Origin of the sequence: Pseudomonas sp. GZJR-8 (assembly GCF_002916705.1) — a bacterium.
In the GTDB taxonomy this organism is placed as follows: Bacteria; Pseudomonadota; Gammaproteobacteria; order Pseudomonadales; family Pseudomonadaceae; genus Aquipseudomonas; species Aquipseudomonas synxantha_A.
Window position 1 is genome coordinate 312,289 of record NZ_JXSI01000006.1, and the last position, 17,363, is coordinate 329,651.

Genomic DNA, 17,363 nt, shown 5'->3' on the forward strand with positions numbered 1-17,363 from the left:
GAAAAAGCTGCTGAAAAAACACCGAGATGGAGTAATTCGAATGAAAATATCGAGCCTTTCAATGTTGGCGGGTGCCTCCCTGGTGCTAGCGGCTGGAGGCGCCTGGGCTGAGCAATATCTGCCTGAGATCGCCAGCAAGGCGCCTTACAAAAAAGCCTACGCAGAGATGCTCAGTTATCCGGACTGGGTCAGCAAAGCCCAGGGCACAGCGTCGCCAGTCGAGACGGTTTCGGCTGATGGGAAGCGCTTCACGGTAGGCCACTTGTGTAAGCCACATGACTGTGCAGACAATCAGCTAATCGTGGTCTTCAACGCAGATGGAACAAAGTCCTGGGGGTTACTCGCGACTCGACCAGCCGATGGAGAGGCGTTCAGTAAGCAATTGCTGGGTGGGCCCGACAGTGTCGTCCAGGGCCTGCTGAATAAGTCGTTTGCTGATAACAATCCCGAGGATTGATGAGCGGTTTCGCTCTGCTGCGGCAAGCGGTGGGTGGGTAGAACTACCAACCGGCTTCCGAGTTTCACCCTGGGGAGGTTGCCAGGTTTGGGCTGGCCCCTGGCAAGCATATTCTTAGTGTCTCGAAATACATGCTTTTCGGCACCTCAAGAATCATCGAATCAGAAATTGATATGAAGCCGGGAGATCTTGTTCGCCGCAGAATTTCTCAGCACGGCAGCAGTTTTTCTTTCACCCCAACTGCCTACTAAACGCCATTTGTCTAACGCCTGGCACTCTCAATCCCCTTGCAGCCTCTCAATCGCCCTCTGTAGGAGCGAGCTTGCTCGCGAAAAACGTCAACGATAACGCGTGTCCTGATTGAACGCGGCGCCTGTGATTTTTCGCGAGCAAGCTCGTTCCTACAAAAAACCTTCTGAACGGCATTACGGCCCTGTGCCGGGCTTCGTCTGCTGGTCATCGTGGTCTCGTTCACCTCCTTGTGGCTGTAAGCCGATGCTGATCCGACCCGCACCGCTGCACTTTTTTCCATTTTGCTGATCTACCCCTGTCCCGGCCACTCGACTCCCGCACGTGGCCCACAGAATCAGACCCGGTGCCGATGGATCGAACGTCAACAGTTTTTACCTCTCTATGGCCGCTGTTGCTGGCTGCGCTGCTTGCGCTCTGCGCAGTGGGTTGCAGCCAGCAACAAGGCCGCGATATCGCCAGGCAATTCAGCGATGGCAAGCCCGATGAGTTCTTCCAGACCAGTGTCGATCGCATGGCCACCCTGGGGATGCGCGACAACCTGCAAAGCCTCTACCTGCTGATGAGCAAGCTTTACCTGCGCAATCCCAGCCAGTGGCGTCAGTCGGGCTATCCGGATGCGGTGAGCGCCGCCCGGGTCATTCGCCAGGCCATCGAAAACCGTCAACCCTTGCCCGCACTGGGAGACCGGCGTGATCTGGCCGCCCTGAGTTACTCCCTGAGTCCCGACTTTCGTGGTGACCGTGTCGGCGCGTTTATCTACGCGATTGGCAGTATGCTCGTGACCGCCCACGGCGGGCGTACGCAGTTTTATGTGACCGACTCGATCAACCCGCAGTTTGTCAGCAATGCGGCGCGCAATATCGAAAAGGCCACCTGGCTGCTCAGCCAGCGCCAGGATGCCAACGGTGTATTGCTGTTGTTCTCCAATGAAATATCGGAGGAGGGCAGTAACCTCAGTTTTGCCGTTGAGTTTGGCAAGATCGTTGCGCGCCTAGACCTGCTTACCCAAATCCTCGATGAGCGTTACCGACGCATTGGCCTCAATTACGCGCAAAGTTTATTGCTGATGAACTTCCTGCCGGTGCAGTGAGGCGCATCCATCGAACAATCAGTGGGGTGTTTCCCTTTCTGCTGTAGGAAGGTGCCTATCTTGCCTCTCGCTGCTTGAAACGCTTGCCTGCGAGCAATAGCCTCGGATTTTTCTTAAACACGAGGCCCTCCCTTGGGTAAACGAAAAACGGTTTGGCCCACGGATCGCGAAATACGTTTGCGGTTTATCCTGTTCGCGGTCATCGACGCCGCGACTGCTCAGGGCGTCTCTGCCGAGTTGCTGTTGCCGGCGCACACGCTGCTGCGCAACTCACCCTCGCAAGCCCAGCTGCTTGATGCCCTGGACGAGATTCTGGCTACCGATGAAATGTACGGTTTCCGCTTTGCGCCGGGTTCCGATGCGGATGATCTGATGCGGGAATTGGCGAAGCCGGACGGCTGAAACCTGTCTGGTACTGTTTTGCCAGGGTCATGGTTCGTCAATAAGGCGTGACCTGACGGGCGTGCCTGCCTTCCCATCACTGTTCGCGTGGTGGGCCTGGCCTGCCACGTTCCGTAATCCCAAGGACCCGCCCCAATGCTGCTGCGCCACCCGCCCTTTCTTTTTGCCGCCCTGACTCTCAGCTCGCTGGTACAGGCCGAAGGCCTGCAACTGGCGCCAGTCGAAGTCACCACCACTGAAGCCAGTGCCGGCGAAATTGCCCAGGCACAGCTACAGCGCGTGCCCGGCGGCAGCAATTACATCGATATGAGCAGCGTGCAACAGGGGCGGGTGAGCAGTAACGAAGATGTGTTCAAGTACCAGGCCGGGGTGTACGCCAAGGCGGCGAATAACGAAGGCGTGAAGCTGTCCATTCGCGGTTCGGGCCTGAACCGCAGCCCGGGCGCCCATGCCTCCGGCCTGTATGAAATGTTCGACGGTCTGCCGCTCACGGGCCCGGGCGGTACACCTTATGAGCTCAAGGACCCGTTGTGGCAAAGCCGCGTGGAAGTGCTGCGGGGCGCCAATGGCTTCGATCAGGGCGCGTTGGCCCTGGGTGGTTCGGTCAATTACGTGACCCACACCGGCTACGACGCGCCCAAGCTGCAAGTGCGCTATGAGGTCGGTAGCCGCGGCTATGCTCAGCGGGAGGTCAGTTCCGGCCAGGTGCTGGGGGATGCCGATTACTACATCAGCCTCACCGATTCCGAGTCCGACGGCTACCAGCACCAGAGCGCCGGGACCGGCAAGGGCATCGCCGCCAACTTTGGCTACCGCTTCAACCCGGACCTGGAAACGCGCTTCTACCTGCGCTACCGCGAAACCACCAACGATTCCCCCGGCAAGCTCACGCGCTACCAGATCAGCCATGACCCGCGTGCCGCCAACAGCCTCAACGCCGCCCGCGATTCAAAACGCCTGCAACCGGGCTCTACCTGGATCGCCAACAAGACCACCTTGCAACTGGACGACAACGCCCGAGTGGAAGTCGGGCTGGCCTATCACGACTACCCGATGGATCTGCGCGAGGGCACCAACCGCCTCAAGGTCGCCTACACCGATATCAGCGGCACCCTGAACTACATCCGTCAGGACAGCCTGTTCGGCCATGCCAGCAAAACCACCGTCGGCCTGCGTACCACCCAGGCGATGCCCAATAATGGCGCGTCGGAATATGTCCGCATCCCTGCAGGCAACACCGCCATTTATTCCCCCGGCACCAAGACCCGCGATTACAGCTACCTGGGCTCCGACACCGTGCTGCATGTAGGCAATGAGCTGGAACTGCTGGAGGATCTGTGGCTCACCACCGGCCTTGCCGCGATCTACACCCGCCGCGAAACCCAGGTGACTTACCCCGATGGCCAGGCGCCGCTCAGTCAACATGACTGGGATTACGCACCGCGCATCGGTCTGCGTTACGACTTCACCCCGCAATTGCAGGTATACGCCAACCTGAGCCGCTCGGTAGAACCGCCGCACGCCTGGTCGATGATCTGGGGTTCCAACAAATACTTCGGTCCGGGCAGCGGCGCGGCTACGGGGCTACAGCGCGAAGGTGTGAAGTTACGCAATCAGACCGCCACCACCCTGGAAATCGGCGGGCGCGGCGAAGCGTGGCTCGGCCAGTGGGACCTGGCCCTCTACCGCTCTGAAGTACGCCACGAACTGCTTTCCGTGGAAACCCAGGCCCAGACTGCCAACAGCAGCGCGATCATCGCCGAATCCAACGCCAGCCCCACCATGCACCAGGGCGTGGAACTGAGCCTGCTCAGCCCGCTATGGGACGGCGGCCGCAACGGCAAGCTCGACCTGCGCCAGGCCTATACCTTCAGCGACTTCCACTACCGTGACGATGACCGTTTCGGCGACAACACCTTGCCCGGCATCCCCAAGCATGACTATCAGGCGCAGGTGCGCTACAGCCACCCGACGGGTTTCTACACCAGCCTCAACACCGAACATGCCTCGCGGGTAGCGGTGGACTACGCCAACTCTTACTACGCCGCGGCCTACACCACCCTCGGCGCCACGTTCGGCTATGACGCGCCCAAGCAAGACTGGCAAGCCTGGGTCGATCTGCGCAACCTGACCAACCGTCGCTATGCCAATACCGTTACGCCGGGGTACGACGACAAAGGCATGGACGCAGCACGTTCTACCCCTGCCGATGGGCGTGGTATCTACACCGGCGTGTCGTGGAGCTGGCGTTAAATCAACCTTCGTGCTGGCGCAGGCGCTTGTACAGGGTGTTGCGGCTCACTCCCAACTCCCGCGCCAGGTGGGAAATATTCCCGCCCACGGCTCGCAGGCGTTGGTTGAGGTCAATATTTTCATCCAGGCGCTCGCAGGTGGGCAGCGGCGCCGTTTGCTTCAAATCGGTAAAAAAATCATCGGGCAGATGTTCTGCGCGGATCGGCTGCTCCTCGGCCATCGCCAGCGCCACCTGCAACACGCTGCTCACCTGACGCAAATTGCCCGGCCACGGATGTTGCTCGAATAAGCCCAGCACCTCGGCACTCAGCCCGGCCCACTGGTTCGGCTCGCGATGTTGCTGCCACAGTTGCTGGAATAACGCTTGCTTGTCGGTGCGCTCGCGCAATGGCGGCAACTCCAGGGTCAGGCCGCCGATGCGGTAGTACAAATCCTCGCGAAAGCGCCCGGCCTGCACCAGATCGCGCAGTGCACGGTTGGTCGCCGAGATGATGCGCAAATCCACCGGGAACACCTCACTGCTGCCCACCGGTTGCACACAGCGCTCCTGCAACACCCGCAACAGGCGGGCCTGGGTCGGCAAGGGCATATCACCGATCTCGTCGAGAAACAGCGTGCCCTTGTCCGCCTTGCGAATCAGGCCGATGCTGCCTTTCTGATTGGCGCCGGTGAAGGCGCCTTTTTCGTAGCCGAACAGTTCCGATTCCACCAGCTCAGCCGGAATCGCCGCACAGTTCACAGCGATCAATGCCTGTCGGCTGCGCGAGCTGGCCTGATGCAGGGCTTTGACGAACACCTCTTTGCCCACCCCAGTCTCGCCGTGAATCAGCAATGGAATGTCCTTTTCCAGCAGGCGTTCGGCCTGGCGCACCGCTTTCTCCATGCGTACATCGCCAAAATGCAGGGTCTTGAGGTTGATCGAGGTCGGCGCTGGCGGCGGTTGGCTGAACACCCGGGCCTGCACTGGCATCTGCCTGGGTCGCTTCAACAGGCACTGGAAGCGGTTGCGCCCAGCCGCCTGCAACGCAAACGGCAACCCTTCGGGCTGGTTGAGCAACTCCAGCAGCGACACCTTGAACAGACTGTCGATCATCACCCGCGACAGGCTGATGCCCAGCAGGTTATCCGCACGCCGATTGGCTGATAGTACCTGGCCGCTTTCATCAAAGATCAGCAGGCCGGCCCACTGGCTGTCGAGGTTGCTCAAGCCGGTGTTGAAGGTCAGTTGGAAATGTTCGCCACGGAACAGGTTGAGGATCAGCCGGTTTTCCACGGTCTGACTCATCATCTTGACCATGCCCAGGGTATGGGAGGGCGGCAGGTAGCTGTCGCTGGACACATCCAGCACCGCGATGATTTCGCGCTGGGCGTCGAAAATAGGCGCCGCGGAACCGGTCATGAAACGGTTGGCCTTTAGGAAGTGTTCATCGTGCTCGATATGCACGGCCTGGGCGCAGGCCAGCGCGGTGCCGATGGCATTGGTGCCGCTGGCACGTTCCATCCAGCTGGCGCCGGGGCTGAAGCCACGGGCCAGCTTGGGTTCGATAAACCGCTGGGTGCCCCACGACGTCAGGACCTGGCCCTGATTGTCAGCCAGCATGATCAGGCAGTTGGAGTTGCTGAGGATGTTTTCATAGTAGGGCAGTACTTCCTGGTGCGTGGTCTGCACCAGTGAATGCTGGCTTTCCAGGAGTTGACTGATGCCTTCGGCGGGCAGTTGATCAAAGCTTGGCGTGCTCTGGTGGTCCAGGCCGAAGGCGCGGCAACGTCGCCAGGATTCCTGGATAAGGGTGTCGTGTGCCAGTGGTTCGGCCATGGTGCGACCTTCATTTTTATTGTTATTGGATGTGCACATTCAACCATTGAAATGGGTTCAAGTGTGGGAGGGGCGGTGCGACGATTCGACTTGCTCCCGATAGCGGTATGTCAGTGAAAAGATGCTGACTGATACACCGCTATCGGGAGCAAGCCCCCTCCCACATTTTTATCTTGTGTTGGTCATGAGAGTGTTGTTCAGAACTGTTCATTGTCAACCCCGAAAGTGTTCAGTTGTTCAGCCACTTTGTTCACTCCTGAACATCACCATTAACCCATTCCCTTACGCATCAAGCGCTTGCAGTTTTGGCACGAAACTCGCTCTGACACCTGGCCAGATTCATTCCAATAATAAAAAGGTCGTGTCATGTCATTGACCCTGGAACATGTCTCCCGCGTTGTCGACGGCCAAACCTGGATCGACGACGCCAACCTGCGTTTTGAAGCCGGCTCTTTCAACGTCTTGCTCGGTCGCACCCTGTCCGGCAAAACCAGTCTGATGCGCCTGATGGCCGGTCTGGACAAGCCCGACAGCGGCCGCATCCTGATGAACGGCGTAGACGTTACGCAAAAGCCGGTACGCCTGCGCAATGTGTCGATGGTCTACCAGCAGTTCATCAACTATCCCACCATGACCGTATTCGAGAACATCGCCTCGCCGTTGCGCCAGGCCGGTGTGTCCAACGAGCTGATCCAGAGCAAGGTGCTGGAAACCGCCAGGATGCTGCGCATCGAGAAGTTCCTGCAACGCCACCCGCTGGAACTGTCCGGTGGCCAGCAGCAGCGCACCGCCATGGCCCGCGCCCTGGTCAAAGACGCCGAACTGATTCTGTTCGATGAGCCCCTGGTGAACCTGGACTACAAACTGCGCGAAGAGCTGCGTCAGGAAATGCGCGAACTGTTCAAGGCGCGCCACACCATCGCCATTTACGCCACCACCGAACCCAACGAGGCTCTGGCCCTGGGTGGCACCACCACCATTCTTCACGAAGGCCGGGTGATCCAGAGCGGCAAGGCCGCCGAGGTCTATCACCAGCCGCAAACCGTTCTGGCCGCTGAGCTGTTCTCCGAACCGCCGATCAACCTGATGCCAGGGCGCATCAGCGGCAACGAAGTGAGCTTCGCCAATTTCGTGCATTTCCCACTCAACGTCGACCTGCGCCCCATCGGCGAGGGCGAGTTCCGTTTCGGCGTGCGTCCCAGCCATATCAGCCTGGTACCGAGCAATGACGATGACCTGGAGTTGGCGGTGACCGTGGAAGTCGCCGAGATCAGCGGCTCGGAAACCTTCCTGCATGTGCGCAGCGAGCACTTCCTGCTGGTGCTGCACCTGCCGGGGGTGCATGAGTACGATGTGGACGCGCCGATCCGCGTGTATATCCCCACCCATAAACTGTTTGTGTTCGATGGACAGGGCCGTTTGGTCCAGGCCCCCGGGCGCCGTGTTGCGAGGGTTGCCTGATGGCCGAGATCCATTTGCGTAACCTGGCCCATAGCTATAGCCCCACGCCAAAAGGGCCTGACGACTACGCCATTCGGGAAATGAACCATGTGTGGGAGCAGGGCGGTGCCTACGCGTTGCTCGGGCCGTCGGGCTGCGGCAAGTCCACGTTGCTCAATATCATCTCCGGCCTGCTCAGCCCCTCTGAGGGCCAGGTGCTGTTCGATACCCAGGTGGTCAACGACCTCACGCCGGAGAAACGCAATATCGCCCAGGTGTTCCAGTTCCCGGTGGTGTACGACACCATGACGGTGTTCGACAACCTGGCCTTCCCGCTGCGAAACCAGGGCATGGCCGAAGCGAAAATCCACAGCAAGGTGCAGGAAATCGCCGAAGTTCTGGACCTGCAAACCCTGCTGAGCAAAAAAGCCCGCAACCTCACCGCCGACGAAAAACAGAAAGTCTCCATGGGCCGTGGCCTGGTGCGCGATGACGTGTCGGCGATCCTGTTCGACGAGCCGCTGACGGTGATCGACCCGCACCTGAAATGGAAACTGCGGCGCAAGCTCAAGCAGATTCATGAGCAGTTCAATATCACTATGGTCTACGTCACCCATGACCAACTGGAAGCCTCCACCTTCGCCGACAAGATCGCGGTGATGTACGGCGGGCAGATTGTGCAGTTCGGCACCCCGCGTGAATTGTTCGAGCGGCCGAGTCATACCTTTGTCGGCTATTTCATCGGCAGCCCAGGGATGAATCTGATCGAGGTGCAGGCCAGGGCTGGTGGTGTGGGGTTTGCCAATACCTTTCTGCCGCTGTCGCAGGCGTTGCAGCAAAGGATCAACGCGACCGACTGCAAAAAACTCCAGGTTGGCATCCGCCCGGAATTTATCCATGTATGGGATGACCACAACCCTGACGCCCTGCAAGCCGGCGTCATGCATGTGGAGGACTTGGGCACCTACAAGATCATGACCCTCAACCTCGACGGCGCCACGCTCAAAGTGCGCCTGGCCGAAGACAAACCGGTGCCGGAGGGCAGGGCGTCCATCAGCTTCCCCGCGCAATGGCTGATGCTCTACGCCGACGATTACCTGCTGGAGGTGGCGCCATGAACAAGGTGCAGAACAACAAGGCCTGGTGGCTGGTGTTGCCGGTGTTCCTGCTGGTGGCGTTCAGTGCGGTGATCCCGATGATGACCGTGGTCAATTACTCGGTGCAGGATATTTTCGACCAGTCCAGCCGCTACTTCGTCGGGGCCGACTGGTACAAGCAGGTGCTGCTTGATCCGCGCCTGCACGACTCGTTGCTGCGCCAGTTCATCTACTCGGCCTGTGTGCTGCTGATTGAAATCCCGCTGGGCATTGCCATCGCCCTGACCATGCCGACCAAAGGACGCTGGTCATCGCTGGTGCTGATTATCCTCGCCATTCCGCTGCTGATTCCATGGAACGTGGTCGGCACCATCTGGCAGATCTTTGGCCGTGCCGACATCGGCCTGCTGGGTTCGACCCTCAACGCCATGGGCATCAGCTACAACTATGCGGCCAACACCATGGACGCCTGGGTCACCGTGCTGGTGATGGATGTGTGGCACTGGACCTCGTTGGTGGCGCTGCTGTGCTACTCGGGTTTAAGGGCCATTCCGGATGTCTACTACCAGGCCGCGCGGATTGATCGTGCATCGGCCTGGGCAGTGTTCCGACATATCCAGTTGCCGAAGATGAAAAGCGTGCTGTTGATCGCGGTGATGCTGCGCTTCATGGACAGTTTCATGATCTACACCGAGCCTTTCGTACTCACGGGGGGCGGGCCGGGGAACGCCACCACCTTCTTGAGTCAGACGCTCACCCAGATGGCCGTAGGCCAATTCGACCTGGGCCCGGCAGCGGCGTTTTCGCTGGTGTATTTCCTGATCATCCTGTTGGTGTCCTGGCTGTTCTACACCGCCATGACCCATTCCGACGCCAACCGCTGAGGCCGCCAACATGAGCAAGCGCAAGCTTATTCCGTTACTGATTTATATCCTGTTCCTGCTGGTGCCGATCTACTGGCTGTTGAACATGTCGTTCAAGAGCAACACCGAAATCCTCGGCGGCCTGACCCTGTTTCCCCAGGATTTCACCCTGGCCAACTACAAAGTGATCTTCACCGACCCGAGTTGGTACACCGGCTACCTCAACTCGCTGTACTACGTGAGCCTGAACACGGTGATCTCTCTGAGCGTGGCGCTGCCGGCAGCCTATGCGTTCTCGCGCTACCGCTTCCTGGGTGACAAGCACCTGTTCTTCTGGCTGCTGACCAACCGCATGGCGCCGCCGGCGGTGTTTCTGCTGCCGTTTTTCCAGCTGTATTCCTCCATCGGCCTGTTCGATACGCACATCGCCGTGGCCCTGGCTCACTGCCTGTTCAACGTGCCGTTGGCGGTGTGGATCCTTGAAGGCTTCATGTCCGGCGTGCCCAAGGAAATCGACGAAACCGCCTACATCGATGGCTATAGTTTTCCCAAGTTCTTCGTGAAGATCTTTATTCCGTTGATCGGCTCCGGCATCGGGGTGACTGCGTTTTTCTGCTTTATGTTTTCCTGGGTCGAACTGCTGCTGGCGCGCACGCTGACTTCGGTCAACGCCAAGCCCATCGCGGCGGTAATGACCCGCACGGTCTCTGCGTCGGGTATTGATTGGGGGGTACTGGCGGCAGCGGGGGTATTGACTATCCTCCCGGGCATGTTGGTGATCTGGTTTGTTCGCAACCACGTGGCCAAGGGCTTTGCCCTGGGCCGGGTCTAGAGGAATCGATGATGGAATGGATGGCCTGGACCACCCCCACTGCGCTGTTCTTTGGTGGCATCGCCCTGATTCTGGCGGGCATGACCACCTGGGAACTGCGTTCGCCGAGCATTCCGCGGCGCGGGTTGCTGCCGATCAGCACCACCCGTGGTGATCGCTTGTTTATCGGTCTTCTCGGCAGCGCCTACCTGCATTTGCTGGTCATCGGCGTTACCGACTGGAGCATCTGGGTGGCGTCCGCGCTCTCCCTGTTATGGCTGTTGAGTGTGATGCGTTGGGGCTAATGCCCTTATGAATAAACAACCAGGAGGTCTCTATGTTGAATAAAAACAATAAGCTGCGACATAGCATTTCATTGGCCGCCGTACTGGCCCTCAGCGGTTTGAGCGCTTCGGCCTGGGCCGATGCGTATGAAGATGCCGCGAAAAAATGGATCGGCAGCGAGTTCAAGCCCTCGACCCTCACCGAAGCCCAACAGCTTGAGGAGTTGAAGTGGTTTATCAAGGCGTCGGAGCCCTTCCGTGGGATGAAGATCAACGTGGTGTCGGAAACCCTCACCACCCACGAGTACGAATCCAAGGTACTGGCCAAGGCATTCAGTGAAATCACCGGCATCAAGCTGACCCACGACCTGCTACAGGAAGGCGACGTGGTGGAGAAGCTGCAAACCCAGATGCAGTCCGACAAGAATATCTATGACGGCTGGGTCAATGACTCGGACCTGATCGGTACGCACTTTCGCTACGGCAAGACCGAGTCCATCACCGACCTGATGGCCAACGAAGGCAAGGACTTCACCTCGCCAACCCTGGACCTCAAGGACTTTATCGGCCTGTCCTTCACCACCGCGCCGGACGGCAAGATCTATCAGCTGCCCGACCAGCAGTTCGCCAACCTCTACTGGTTCCGCGCCGACTGGTTCGAACGCCCGGAGCTGAAAGCCAAGTTCAAGGAAAAATACGGCTACGACCTCGGCGTACCGGTGAACTGGTCGGCCTATGAAGACATCGCCAAATTCTTCAGCGAAGACGTCAAGGAAATCGACGGCAAGCGCATCTACGGGCACATGGACTACGGCAAGAAAGACCCGTCCCTGGGCTGGCGCTTTACCGATGCGTGGTTCTCCATGGCCGGCGGCGGTGACAAGGGCTTGCCCAACGGCTTGCCGGTGGACGAGTGGGGCATTCGTGTGGAGGACTGCCACCCGGTGGGTTCCAGCGTGACCCGCGGCGGCGACACCAACGGCCCGGCGGCGGTGTTCGCCACACAAAAATATGTGGATTGGATGAAAGCCTACGCGCCGCCGGAAGCGGCGGGCATGACCTTCTCCGAATCCGGCCCGGTGCCGTCCCAGGGCAACATTGCCCAGCAGATTTTCTGGTACACCGCGTTTACCGCCGACATGGTCAAGCCGGGCTTGCCGGTGGTGAATGCCGACGGTACGCCGAAATGGCGCATGGCGCCGTCGCCGGTCGGGCCGTACTGGGAAAAGGGCATGAAGAAGGGCTATCAGGACGTAGGCTCCTGGACCTTCCTCAAGTCCACGCCTGAGAAACAGAAACTCGCGGCCTGGCTGTACGCGCAGTTCGTGACCTCCAAAACCGTGTCGCTGAAGAAGACTATCGTTGGTCTGACGCCGATTCGGGAGTCTGATATCAACTCCCAGGCCATGACCGACATGGCGCCCAAGCTCGGGGGGCTGGTGGAGTTCTACCGCAGCCCGGCGCGCACCGAGTGGTCGCCAACCGGCACCAACGTGCCGGACTACCCACGCCTGGCGCAATTGTGGTGGAGCAACATCGCCGCCGCCGCCAGCGGCGAGAAAACTCCGCAACAGGCGCTGGACAACCTGGCCAAGGAGCAGGACGCGATCATGACGCGCCTGGAACGCTCCAAGGTGCAACCGGTGTGCGGCCCGAAAATGAACCCCGAGCGTGACGCGCAATACTGGTTCGACCAGCCGGGCGCGCCGAAGCCGAAACTGGCAAACGAGAAGCCCAAGGGTGAAACCGTGAACTACAACGATCTGCTTAAACAGTGGGAGGCGGCGCGCAAGTAACAGCGCTGAGTGAGTACGACGCAACGGCACGTTTACGTGCCGTTTTGTTTGAAGCTTGAAGTGCGACACCCTGCATTTCATCCGGTGGTTCGAGACAGCCTGCCAGGTTACGACTAAACTGCTGAGCATTCATACAGGAGGTTATCTGATGGGTGTTCCACTTTCCCCAATTGTTTCCGAGTTTGAAACCGAAGAGCAGGCGAGTAGTCATGATCTCTGGTTTCGTAAAAAAGTCGAAAAAAGCTTGGCCAACCCCGGCCCCGGTGTACCTCATGACGAGGTCATGGCACGAGTTGAGGCGATTATTCTGCAAGCAGAGCTTGAGCAGCGGGCCAAGGCTTGATGTTGGCCGTTGTTTGGCTTGACGAAGCCATCGGCGACCTGATTGATATCGTGACTTTTATCGCAGCAGAAAACCCCGGCGCTGCACGACGCATCAAGACCCGCCTGGAAGGCGCGCCTCTACCATTGGCTGAGCACCCCTATCTGTATCCGTGCGGCCGGGTGCCAGGTACTCGTGAGGTGGTTGTACATCCCAATTATGTGCTGGTGTATAGAGTGACTGCTGAGCGGATCGAAATAGTCAACGTATTGCACGCCCGGCAAGAATATCCCTGAGCCTCCCGCCTTCGTATTTCATCAGCGAGCGCCTTCACTGCGACCGCTTATCCCCCCCTTCATAACCTCATTTGAATTTTCCGCACGCCCCGACGCTCTGCATTCTAGAAGCGCGTGAAGTTGAGCGCTCTTGCGGGGCCACCTTGTGGAAGGCCCGTTGTAACGGACTTTGCGGAAACTGCCATCATGACACTCCTTACAGCGCTGTCAGGCCAGCCGGCCTCTCTCACCGACTCGGCCCAAGGCCACCATCAACGGGTGTATCGACAGCTGTACGGCGAAACGCCAGACGCCGCCGAACTGGCGCGTGACTACCTGCAGGATCAATTGGCCCAGGTAGAGGAAACCGACTGCGACTTGCCTGAAGCGCCCGAACACCTGGCGGCCTGGGTCGAACAGCGCTGCGCCGTCGTGGCCCAGGCCTATGCCCACTACCTTGAGCAGCGCCAGCAAGGCCGGCCACGGCGTTATTTTCACAACAAAGCCCACGCGTTGTATGTCCTGCAGCGTGTGGCACCGACCAAACTGGTGGACGGCGCCTGGCTCTACGGCCTGCTGCACTATTGGCAAGACCAGCGCTTCGACGGCTTGCTCACTACCTATCTGGAGGAATTGGGCGACGGTGAGGCCGCGCAGAACCACGTGGTGATCTATCGCAAGTTGCTCAGCGACCACGATGCCGACAGCGAAGCCGGCCTTGAGGACGAGCACTACCTGCAAGGTGCGCTGCAGCTGGCCCTGGGCCTGTGCGCCGACCAATTCCTGCCGGAAGTCATCGGCTACAACCTGGGCTACGAACAGTTGCCGCTGCACCTGCTGATCACCGCTTACGAACTCAGCGAACTGGGCATCGACCCCTATTACTTCACCCTCCACGTGACCATCGATAACGCCAGCAGCGGCCACGCCAGCAAGGCCGCGCAATCGGTGTTGGGCCTGCTGCCGCTGGGCGAGGGCAGGGCCGCGTTCTACCGCCGCGTCGCCGCTGGGTATCGCCTCAACGATCTTGGCCCGGGTACCACGGCTGTCATCCAGCAGTTCAACCTGCACGACGAAGTAGTCGCGATGCTTGAGCGCAAGCGCACCTTCGGCCAGCACATGCACTCGGACTACTGCCGCTTCGAAGGCCAGACCGTCAACCAATGGCTGGCCAAGCCGGGGCAGATCGGCGATTTCCTCACCGCCTTGCAGGACAAGGGCTGGATCAAGCTCAACCAGGACCCTGCCGACAGCCGTTTCTGGCAGTTGATCGAGGGGGCCGGCGCGGCGATGTTCGGGGTATTCAGCGCGGCGGAAAAACAGCTGCTGCATGACTGGATCGCCGGTCACTGGGCCAGCGGCCAGCGCGTGCCGCCGGTTCGACCGGGGCGCGGCAGTCGGCTTGCCCGCGAGCAGCAATGCCCGGCGGACCCCGACACCCAGACCCTGGCCGATTCACTGTGGAACCTGCCCGACGAGCAACAGCTCAGTGCGCTGATCCCATGGATGTCAGCGCGGCGCCACAGCAGCCCCGCAGGCTTGTACGCCACCCGCCGCTTTATCCAACTGCGTGCGCGTTTGCGCTAAGGAATGTGCCTATGTCTGCCCAACAACTCGCTGATCGTGCCTTGCTGAACCTGGGCCGGGGGTTGAAGGAAAGCGGTTACCGCTTCATTACGCCGACGCCCTTGACCCATGAGCGCGTCTACCGGCGTTTGGCGACGCCGCTGGCGATGACGCTGCGCGACGTATTCGGCTGGTCGATGCCGTTCGACCACGACCTGTTGCCCGAGGCGTTTCGCGAAGAGTTGCAGCAAGCCGATGTGATCGAAAAGCACGATGCCTTATGGCGCAGCACGGTGCGTTGGTCGAGCCTCGACGATCTGCTGTTCGCCCATTCGCCGTATCCCACGGTGCAAGCGGACGCGGTGTTCTTCGGCCCCGACAGCTACCGTTTTGCCCAGGTGATCGAAGCGCATTTGCAGCAGCGTTTCGAACCGCTCAAGCGTGCGGTGGACATTGGCTGTGGCGCCGGTGTGGGTGCCTTGGTGGTTGCCCGGGCCAGGCATGACGCCCAGGTGCTGGCGGTGGACATCAACCCGCGTGCCCTGCGCCTGACCGCCGTGAACGCCGAGCTGGCCGGGTTGAATAATGTCAGCGTGTACCACAGTGACGTGCTGGCCAGCGTCGAAGGGCAATTTGACCTGATCGTCGCCAACCCGCCGTACATGAACGATGACCGCCAGCGTGCCTATCGCCATGGTGGCGGGGCGTTGGGGGAGCAATTGTCGGTGCGCATCGTCAGCGAATCCCTCGCACGCCTGGCCCTGGGCGGCAGCCTGTTGCTGTATACCGGAGTGGCGATGGTGGCGGGTGGCGATCCTTTCCTTGGCGCGGTCAAGCCGTTGATGGGCAGTGATGCCTACGGCTGGACCTACCGCGAACTGGATCCTGATGTCTTCGGCGAGGAGCTGGAAAAACCTGGCTATGAACGTGTGGAGCGCATCGCGGTGGTTGCGCTCACCGTTACCCGACTGCGTTGACCCTTGATGCTCACTTTCGGCATCGAAGAAGAATACTTCATCACCGATCTGCACACTCGCCGGATGCTCGGCGAGCCTTCGACAGCGGTGCTGGCGGCGTGTCGTGAGGCGATCGGCGCAGGCTTTGCGTATGAAATGTTCCAGGGCCAGATCGAGGTCGCGTCACCGGTATTCAGTGCCAGCGCTGAAGCCGCGGATTACCTGGCGACAGTGCGCCGCAATCTGGCGCAGCGCCTGGGTGAATTTGGCCTCGGCGTGGTGTGTGCCGGCAGCCATCCGTTGGCCGACTGGCGCGAACAGCGGCCTACTGACCAAGCCCATTTCCAGCAGTTGTTCGACGATATTCAATACGTAGCGCGGCGCAGCGTATTGTGCGGGCTGCATGTGCACGTGCAGGTGCCGCACACCCATGACCGCATCGCCGTGATGAACCAGGTGTCACCGTGGCTGCCGCTGCTGTTGCTGCTCAGTTGCTCCTCGCCATTGTGGGATGGCGCGCCCAGCGGCTTTATGAGCTACCGCCAGGGCGCTTGTGATGAATGGCCGCGCATGGGCGTGCCGGAACATTTCGCCGATTGGAACGAATACCTGCGCTATCTTGCGTTGCTGCATCGCATGGGTGCAATCAAGGCCGATGGCAACGGCTGGTGGGGCATTCGCCCGGCGGCGCGTTACCCAACCCTCGAACTGCGCATGACCGACGCCTGCCCGCGGTTGGCGGATGCCCTGGCCCTGGCCACGCTGTTTCGCGTCATGGTCACCCATGCCTGCGGCCTGGAGCGACCCGGCGCCGGGTTCTGTGCGCAAACGCGCTGGCTGCTCAAGGAAAATCGCTGGCAGGCCAAACGCTACGGCGCGGGCGGTCACTTTGCGTTGGACGACACAGGCGCCATGGGCAGCGCCGAACAGTGGTTGCACTGCGCGCGCCAGACGTTCGGTGCCACCGCAGAGGCCATGGGCGAGCCGCGGCTGTTCTATACGCTGCAAGCGCTGCTGCGGCGCGGCAACAGTGCCACCGAACAGTTGCGTTGGTACGCCCAGGCCCGCGCCGACGGTGCCGATGAGGTGGGCAGCCTGGGCAGCGTGGTCGACCACTTGCTCGCTCAGAGTCGCGGCGACCATTGATGGGCTGCGCACAGGCGCCTTTTGATGTGTCAGGCCATGGCTTGCGGCTGAATACGCAACTCGCCGTCCACATCCTTGACCAAGCCACTGGCCACGAACAACGGCGCCAGGCGCTTGTGCAACTGCGGCTCGACAAACTCCTTGACCGTGTCCAGCACCAGCACGCCACTGAGCGGCAACTCGGCCTTGGTGTACGACAGCCATGCCTTTTTCGACGCCATCAACACATCGCTGCCCGCCGTCGAAGCGAAACGGCGATGCACCGGCTTGGCGTCGAAGGCGAAGGTGTGCTGGAACTCATAGCCGCTTTCGTCACCGCCACTGGCAGCGCAACGCACGCACGTGCAGGGGCCATCGCCGAAGGCGCTGCGCAGGTAGGCGTTGAAGTCCACCACGGGCTTGAGTGACAGGCGCTTATCGACCTCGAACAGGTCCCCGGTCATTTTTTCGTCAGTGTTCAACGTCCATTTCCTCGCAGTCGGTTGCTGTGTTTCAAAGCGCGGCACAATACCAGCCGAGCGTGGGTTTGGGGATTAT

Annotated in this window: 17 protein-coding genes; 15 read left to right on the plus strand and 2 right to left on the minus strand. The window is 60.2% G+C overall.

Going from position 1 to position 17,363, the window contains the following annotated elements; all coding sequences use genetic code 11:
* The first annotated feature begins 40 nt into the window (after positions 1-40).
* The 4 genes from TK42_RS14920 to TK42_RS14940 all read left to right on the plus strand — a co-directional run bounded on the left by TK42_RS14920 (position 41) and on the right by TK42_RS14940 (position 4,454).
* On the plus strand, positions 41-457 hold the full coding sequence (locus tag TK42_RS14920; protein WP_103734581.1) for an Ivy family c-type lysozyme inhibitor: 417 nt from the start codon (positions 41-43) through the stop codon (positions 455-457).
* Positions 458-1,058: 601 nt separating this feature from the next.
* Complete coding sequence (locus tag TK42_RS14930; RefSeq protein ID WP_005789034.1) at positions 1,059-1,799, plus strand: hypothetical protein; 741 nt, start codon at positions 1,059-1,061, stop codon at positions 1,797-1,799.
* A gap of 132 nt (positions 1,800-1,931) precedes the next feature.
* Complete coding sequence (locus TK42_RS14935; protein WP_050549417.1) at positions 1,932-2,201, plus strand: hypothetical protein; 270 nt, start codon at positions 1,932-1,934, stop codon at positions 2,199-2,201.
* A 135-nt stretch (positions 2,202-2,336) separates the two neighbouring features.
* Positions 2,337-4,454: a TonB-dependent receptor domain-containing protein gene (locus TK42_RS14940; RefSeq protein ID WP_103734582.1), complete on the plus strand. Its 2,118-nt coding sequence runs from the start codon at positions 2,337-2,339 to the stop codon at positions 4,452-4,454.
* Between the two features lies 1 nt (position 4,455).
* On the opposite strand, the gene TK42_RS14945 is transcribed toward TK42_RS14940, so the two are convergent.
* On the minus strand, positions 4,456-6,270 hold the full coding sequence (locus TK42_RS14945; RefSeq protein ID WP_103734583.1) for a sigma-54-dependent Fis family transcriptional regulator: 1,815 nt from the start codon (positions 6,268-6,270) through the stop codon (positions 4,456-4,458).
* A 366-nt stretch (positions 6,271-6,636) separates the two neighbouring features.
* Here TK42_RS14945 and TK42_RS14950 point away from each other — a divergent pair, with 366 nt between their 5' ends.
* The 11 genes from TK42_RS14950 to TK42_RS15000 all read left to right on the plus strand — a co-directional run bounded on the left by TK42_RS14950 (position 6,637) and on the right by TK42_RS15000 (position 16,826).
* Positions 6,637-7,731 carry an ABC transporter ATP-binding protein gene (locus TK42_RS14950; RefSeq protein ID WP_057703149.1) on the plus strand — a complete coding sequence of 365 codons (1,095 nt, stop codon included), beginning with the start codon at positions 6,637-6,639 and terminating at the stop codon, positions 7,729-7,731.
* Positions 7,731-8,828 carry an ABC transporter ATP-binding protein gene (locus tag TK42_RS14955; RefSeq protein ID WP_103734584.1) on the plus strand — a complete coding sequence of 366 codons (1,098 nt, stop codon included), beginning with the start codon at positions 7,731-7,733 and terminating at the stop codon, positions 8,826-8,828. The genes TK42_RS14950 and TK42_RS14955 overlap by 1 nt, the downstream gene beginning before the upstream one ends.
* Positions 8,825-9,691, plus strand: coding sequence for a carbohydrate ABC transporter permease (locus TK42_RS14960; protein WP_005789024.1), 867 nt, complete (start codon positions 8,825-8,827; stop codon positions 9,689-9,691). Before TK42_RS14955 ends, TK42_RS14960 begins: the two co-directional genes overlap by 4 nt.
* A 10-nt stretch (positions 9,692-9,701) precedes the next feature.
* Entirely contained in the window at positions 9,702-10,502 is an 801-nt protein-coding gene (locus TK42_RS14965) for a carbohydrate ABC transporter permease (protein ID WP_003232361.1), read from the plus strand.
* Positions 10,503-10,513: 11 nt separating this feature from the next.
* Positions 10,514-10,786, plus strand: a complete 273-nt coding sequence (locus TK42_RS14970; protein ID WP_003192011.1) for a DUF2160 domain-containing protein — start codon at positions 10,514-10,516, stop codon at positions 10,784-10,786.
* A 32-nt stretch (positions 10,787-10,818) separates the two neighbouring features.
* Positions 10,819-12,561, plus strand: a complete 1,743-nt coding sequence (locus TK42_RS14975; RefSeq protein ID WP_003192009.1) for an ABC transporter substrate-binding protein — start codon at positions 10,819-10,821, stop codon at positions 12,559-12,561.
* A gap of 148 nt (positions 12,562-12,709) precedes the next feature.
* Complete coding sequence (locus TK42_RS14980; RefSeq protein WP_032880727.1) at positions 12,710-12,904, plus strand: hypothetical protein; 195 nt, start codon at positions 12,710-12,712, stop codon at positions 12,902-12,904.
* Positions 12,904-13,179: a type II toxin-antitoxin system RelE/ParE family toxin gene (locus tag TK42_RS14985; RefSeq protein ID WP_032880728.1), complete on the plus strand. Its 276-nt coding sequence runs from the start codon at positions 12,904-12,906 to the stop codon at positions 13,177-13,179. Before TK42_RS14980 ends, TK42_RS14985 begins: the two co-directional genes overlap by 1 nt.
* 186 nt (positions 13,180-13,365) lie before the next feature.
* Positions 13,366-14,745, plus strand: a complete 1,380-nt coding sequence (locus TK42_RS14990) for an iron-containing redox enzyme family protein (protein WP_103734585.1) — start codon at positions 13,366-13,368, stop codon at positions 14,743-14,745.
* Between the two features lie 11 nt (positions 14,746-14,756).
* A complete protein-coding gene (locus TK42_RS14995; protein WP_103734586.1) occupies positions 14,757-15,701 on the plus strand; it encodes a class I SAM-dependent methyltransferase in 945 nt (314 codons plus the stop codon).
* A 6-nt stretch (positions 15,702-15,707) separates the two neighbouring features.
* Positions 15,708-16,826, plus strand: a complete 1,119-nt coding sequence (locus tag TK42_RS15000; RefSeq protein WP_103734587.1) for a carboxylate-amine ligase — start codon at positions 15,708-15,710, stop codon at positions 16,824-16,826.
* 29 nt (positions 16,827-16,855) lie between these two features.
* Here the strand turns inward: TK42_RS15000 and TK42_RS15005 are convergent, their stop codons facing one another.
* Positions 16,856-17,287, minus strand: coding sequence for a hypothetical protein (locus TK42_RS15005; protein ID WP_103734588.1), 432 nt, complete (start codon positions 17,285-17,287; stop codon positions 16,856-16,858).
* Positions 17,288-17,363: the final 76 nt, after the last annotated feature.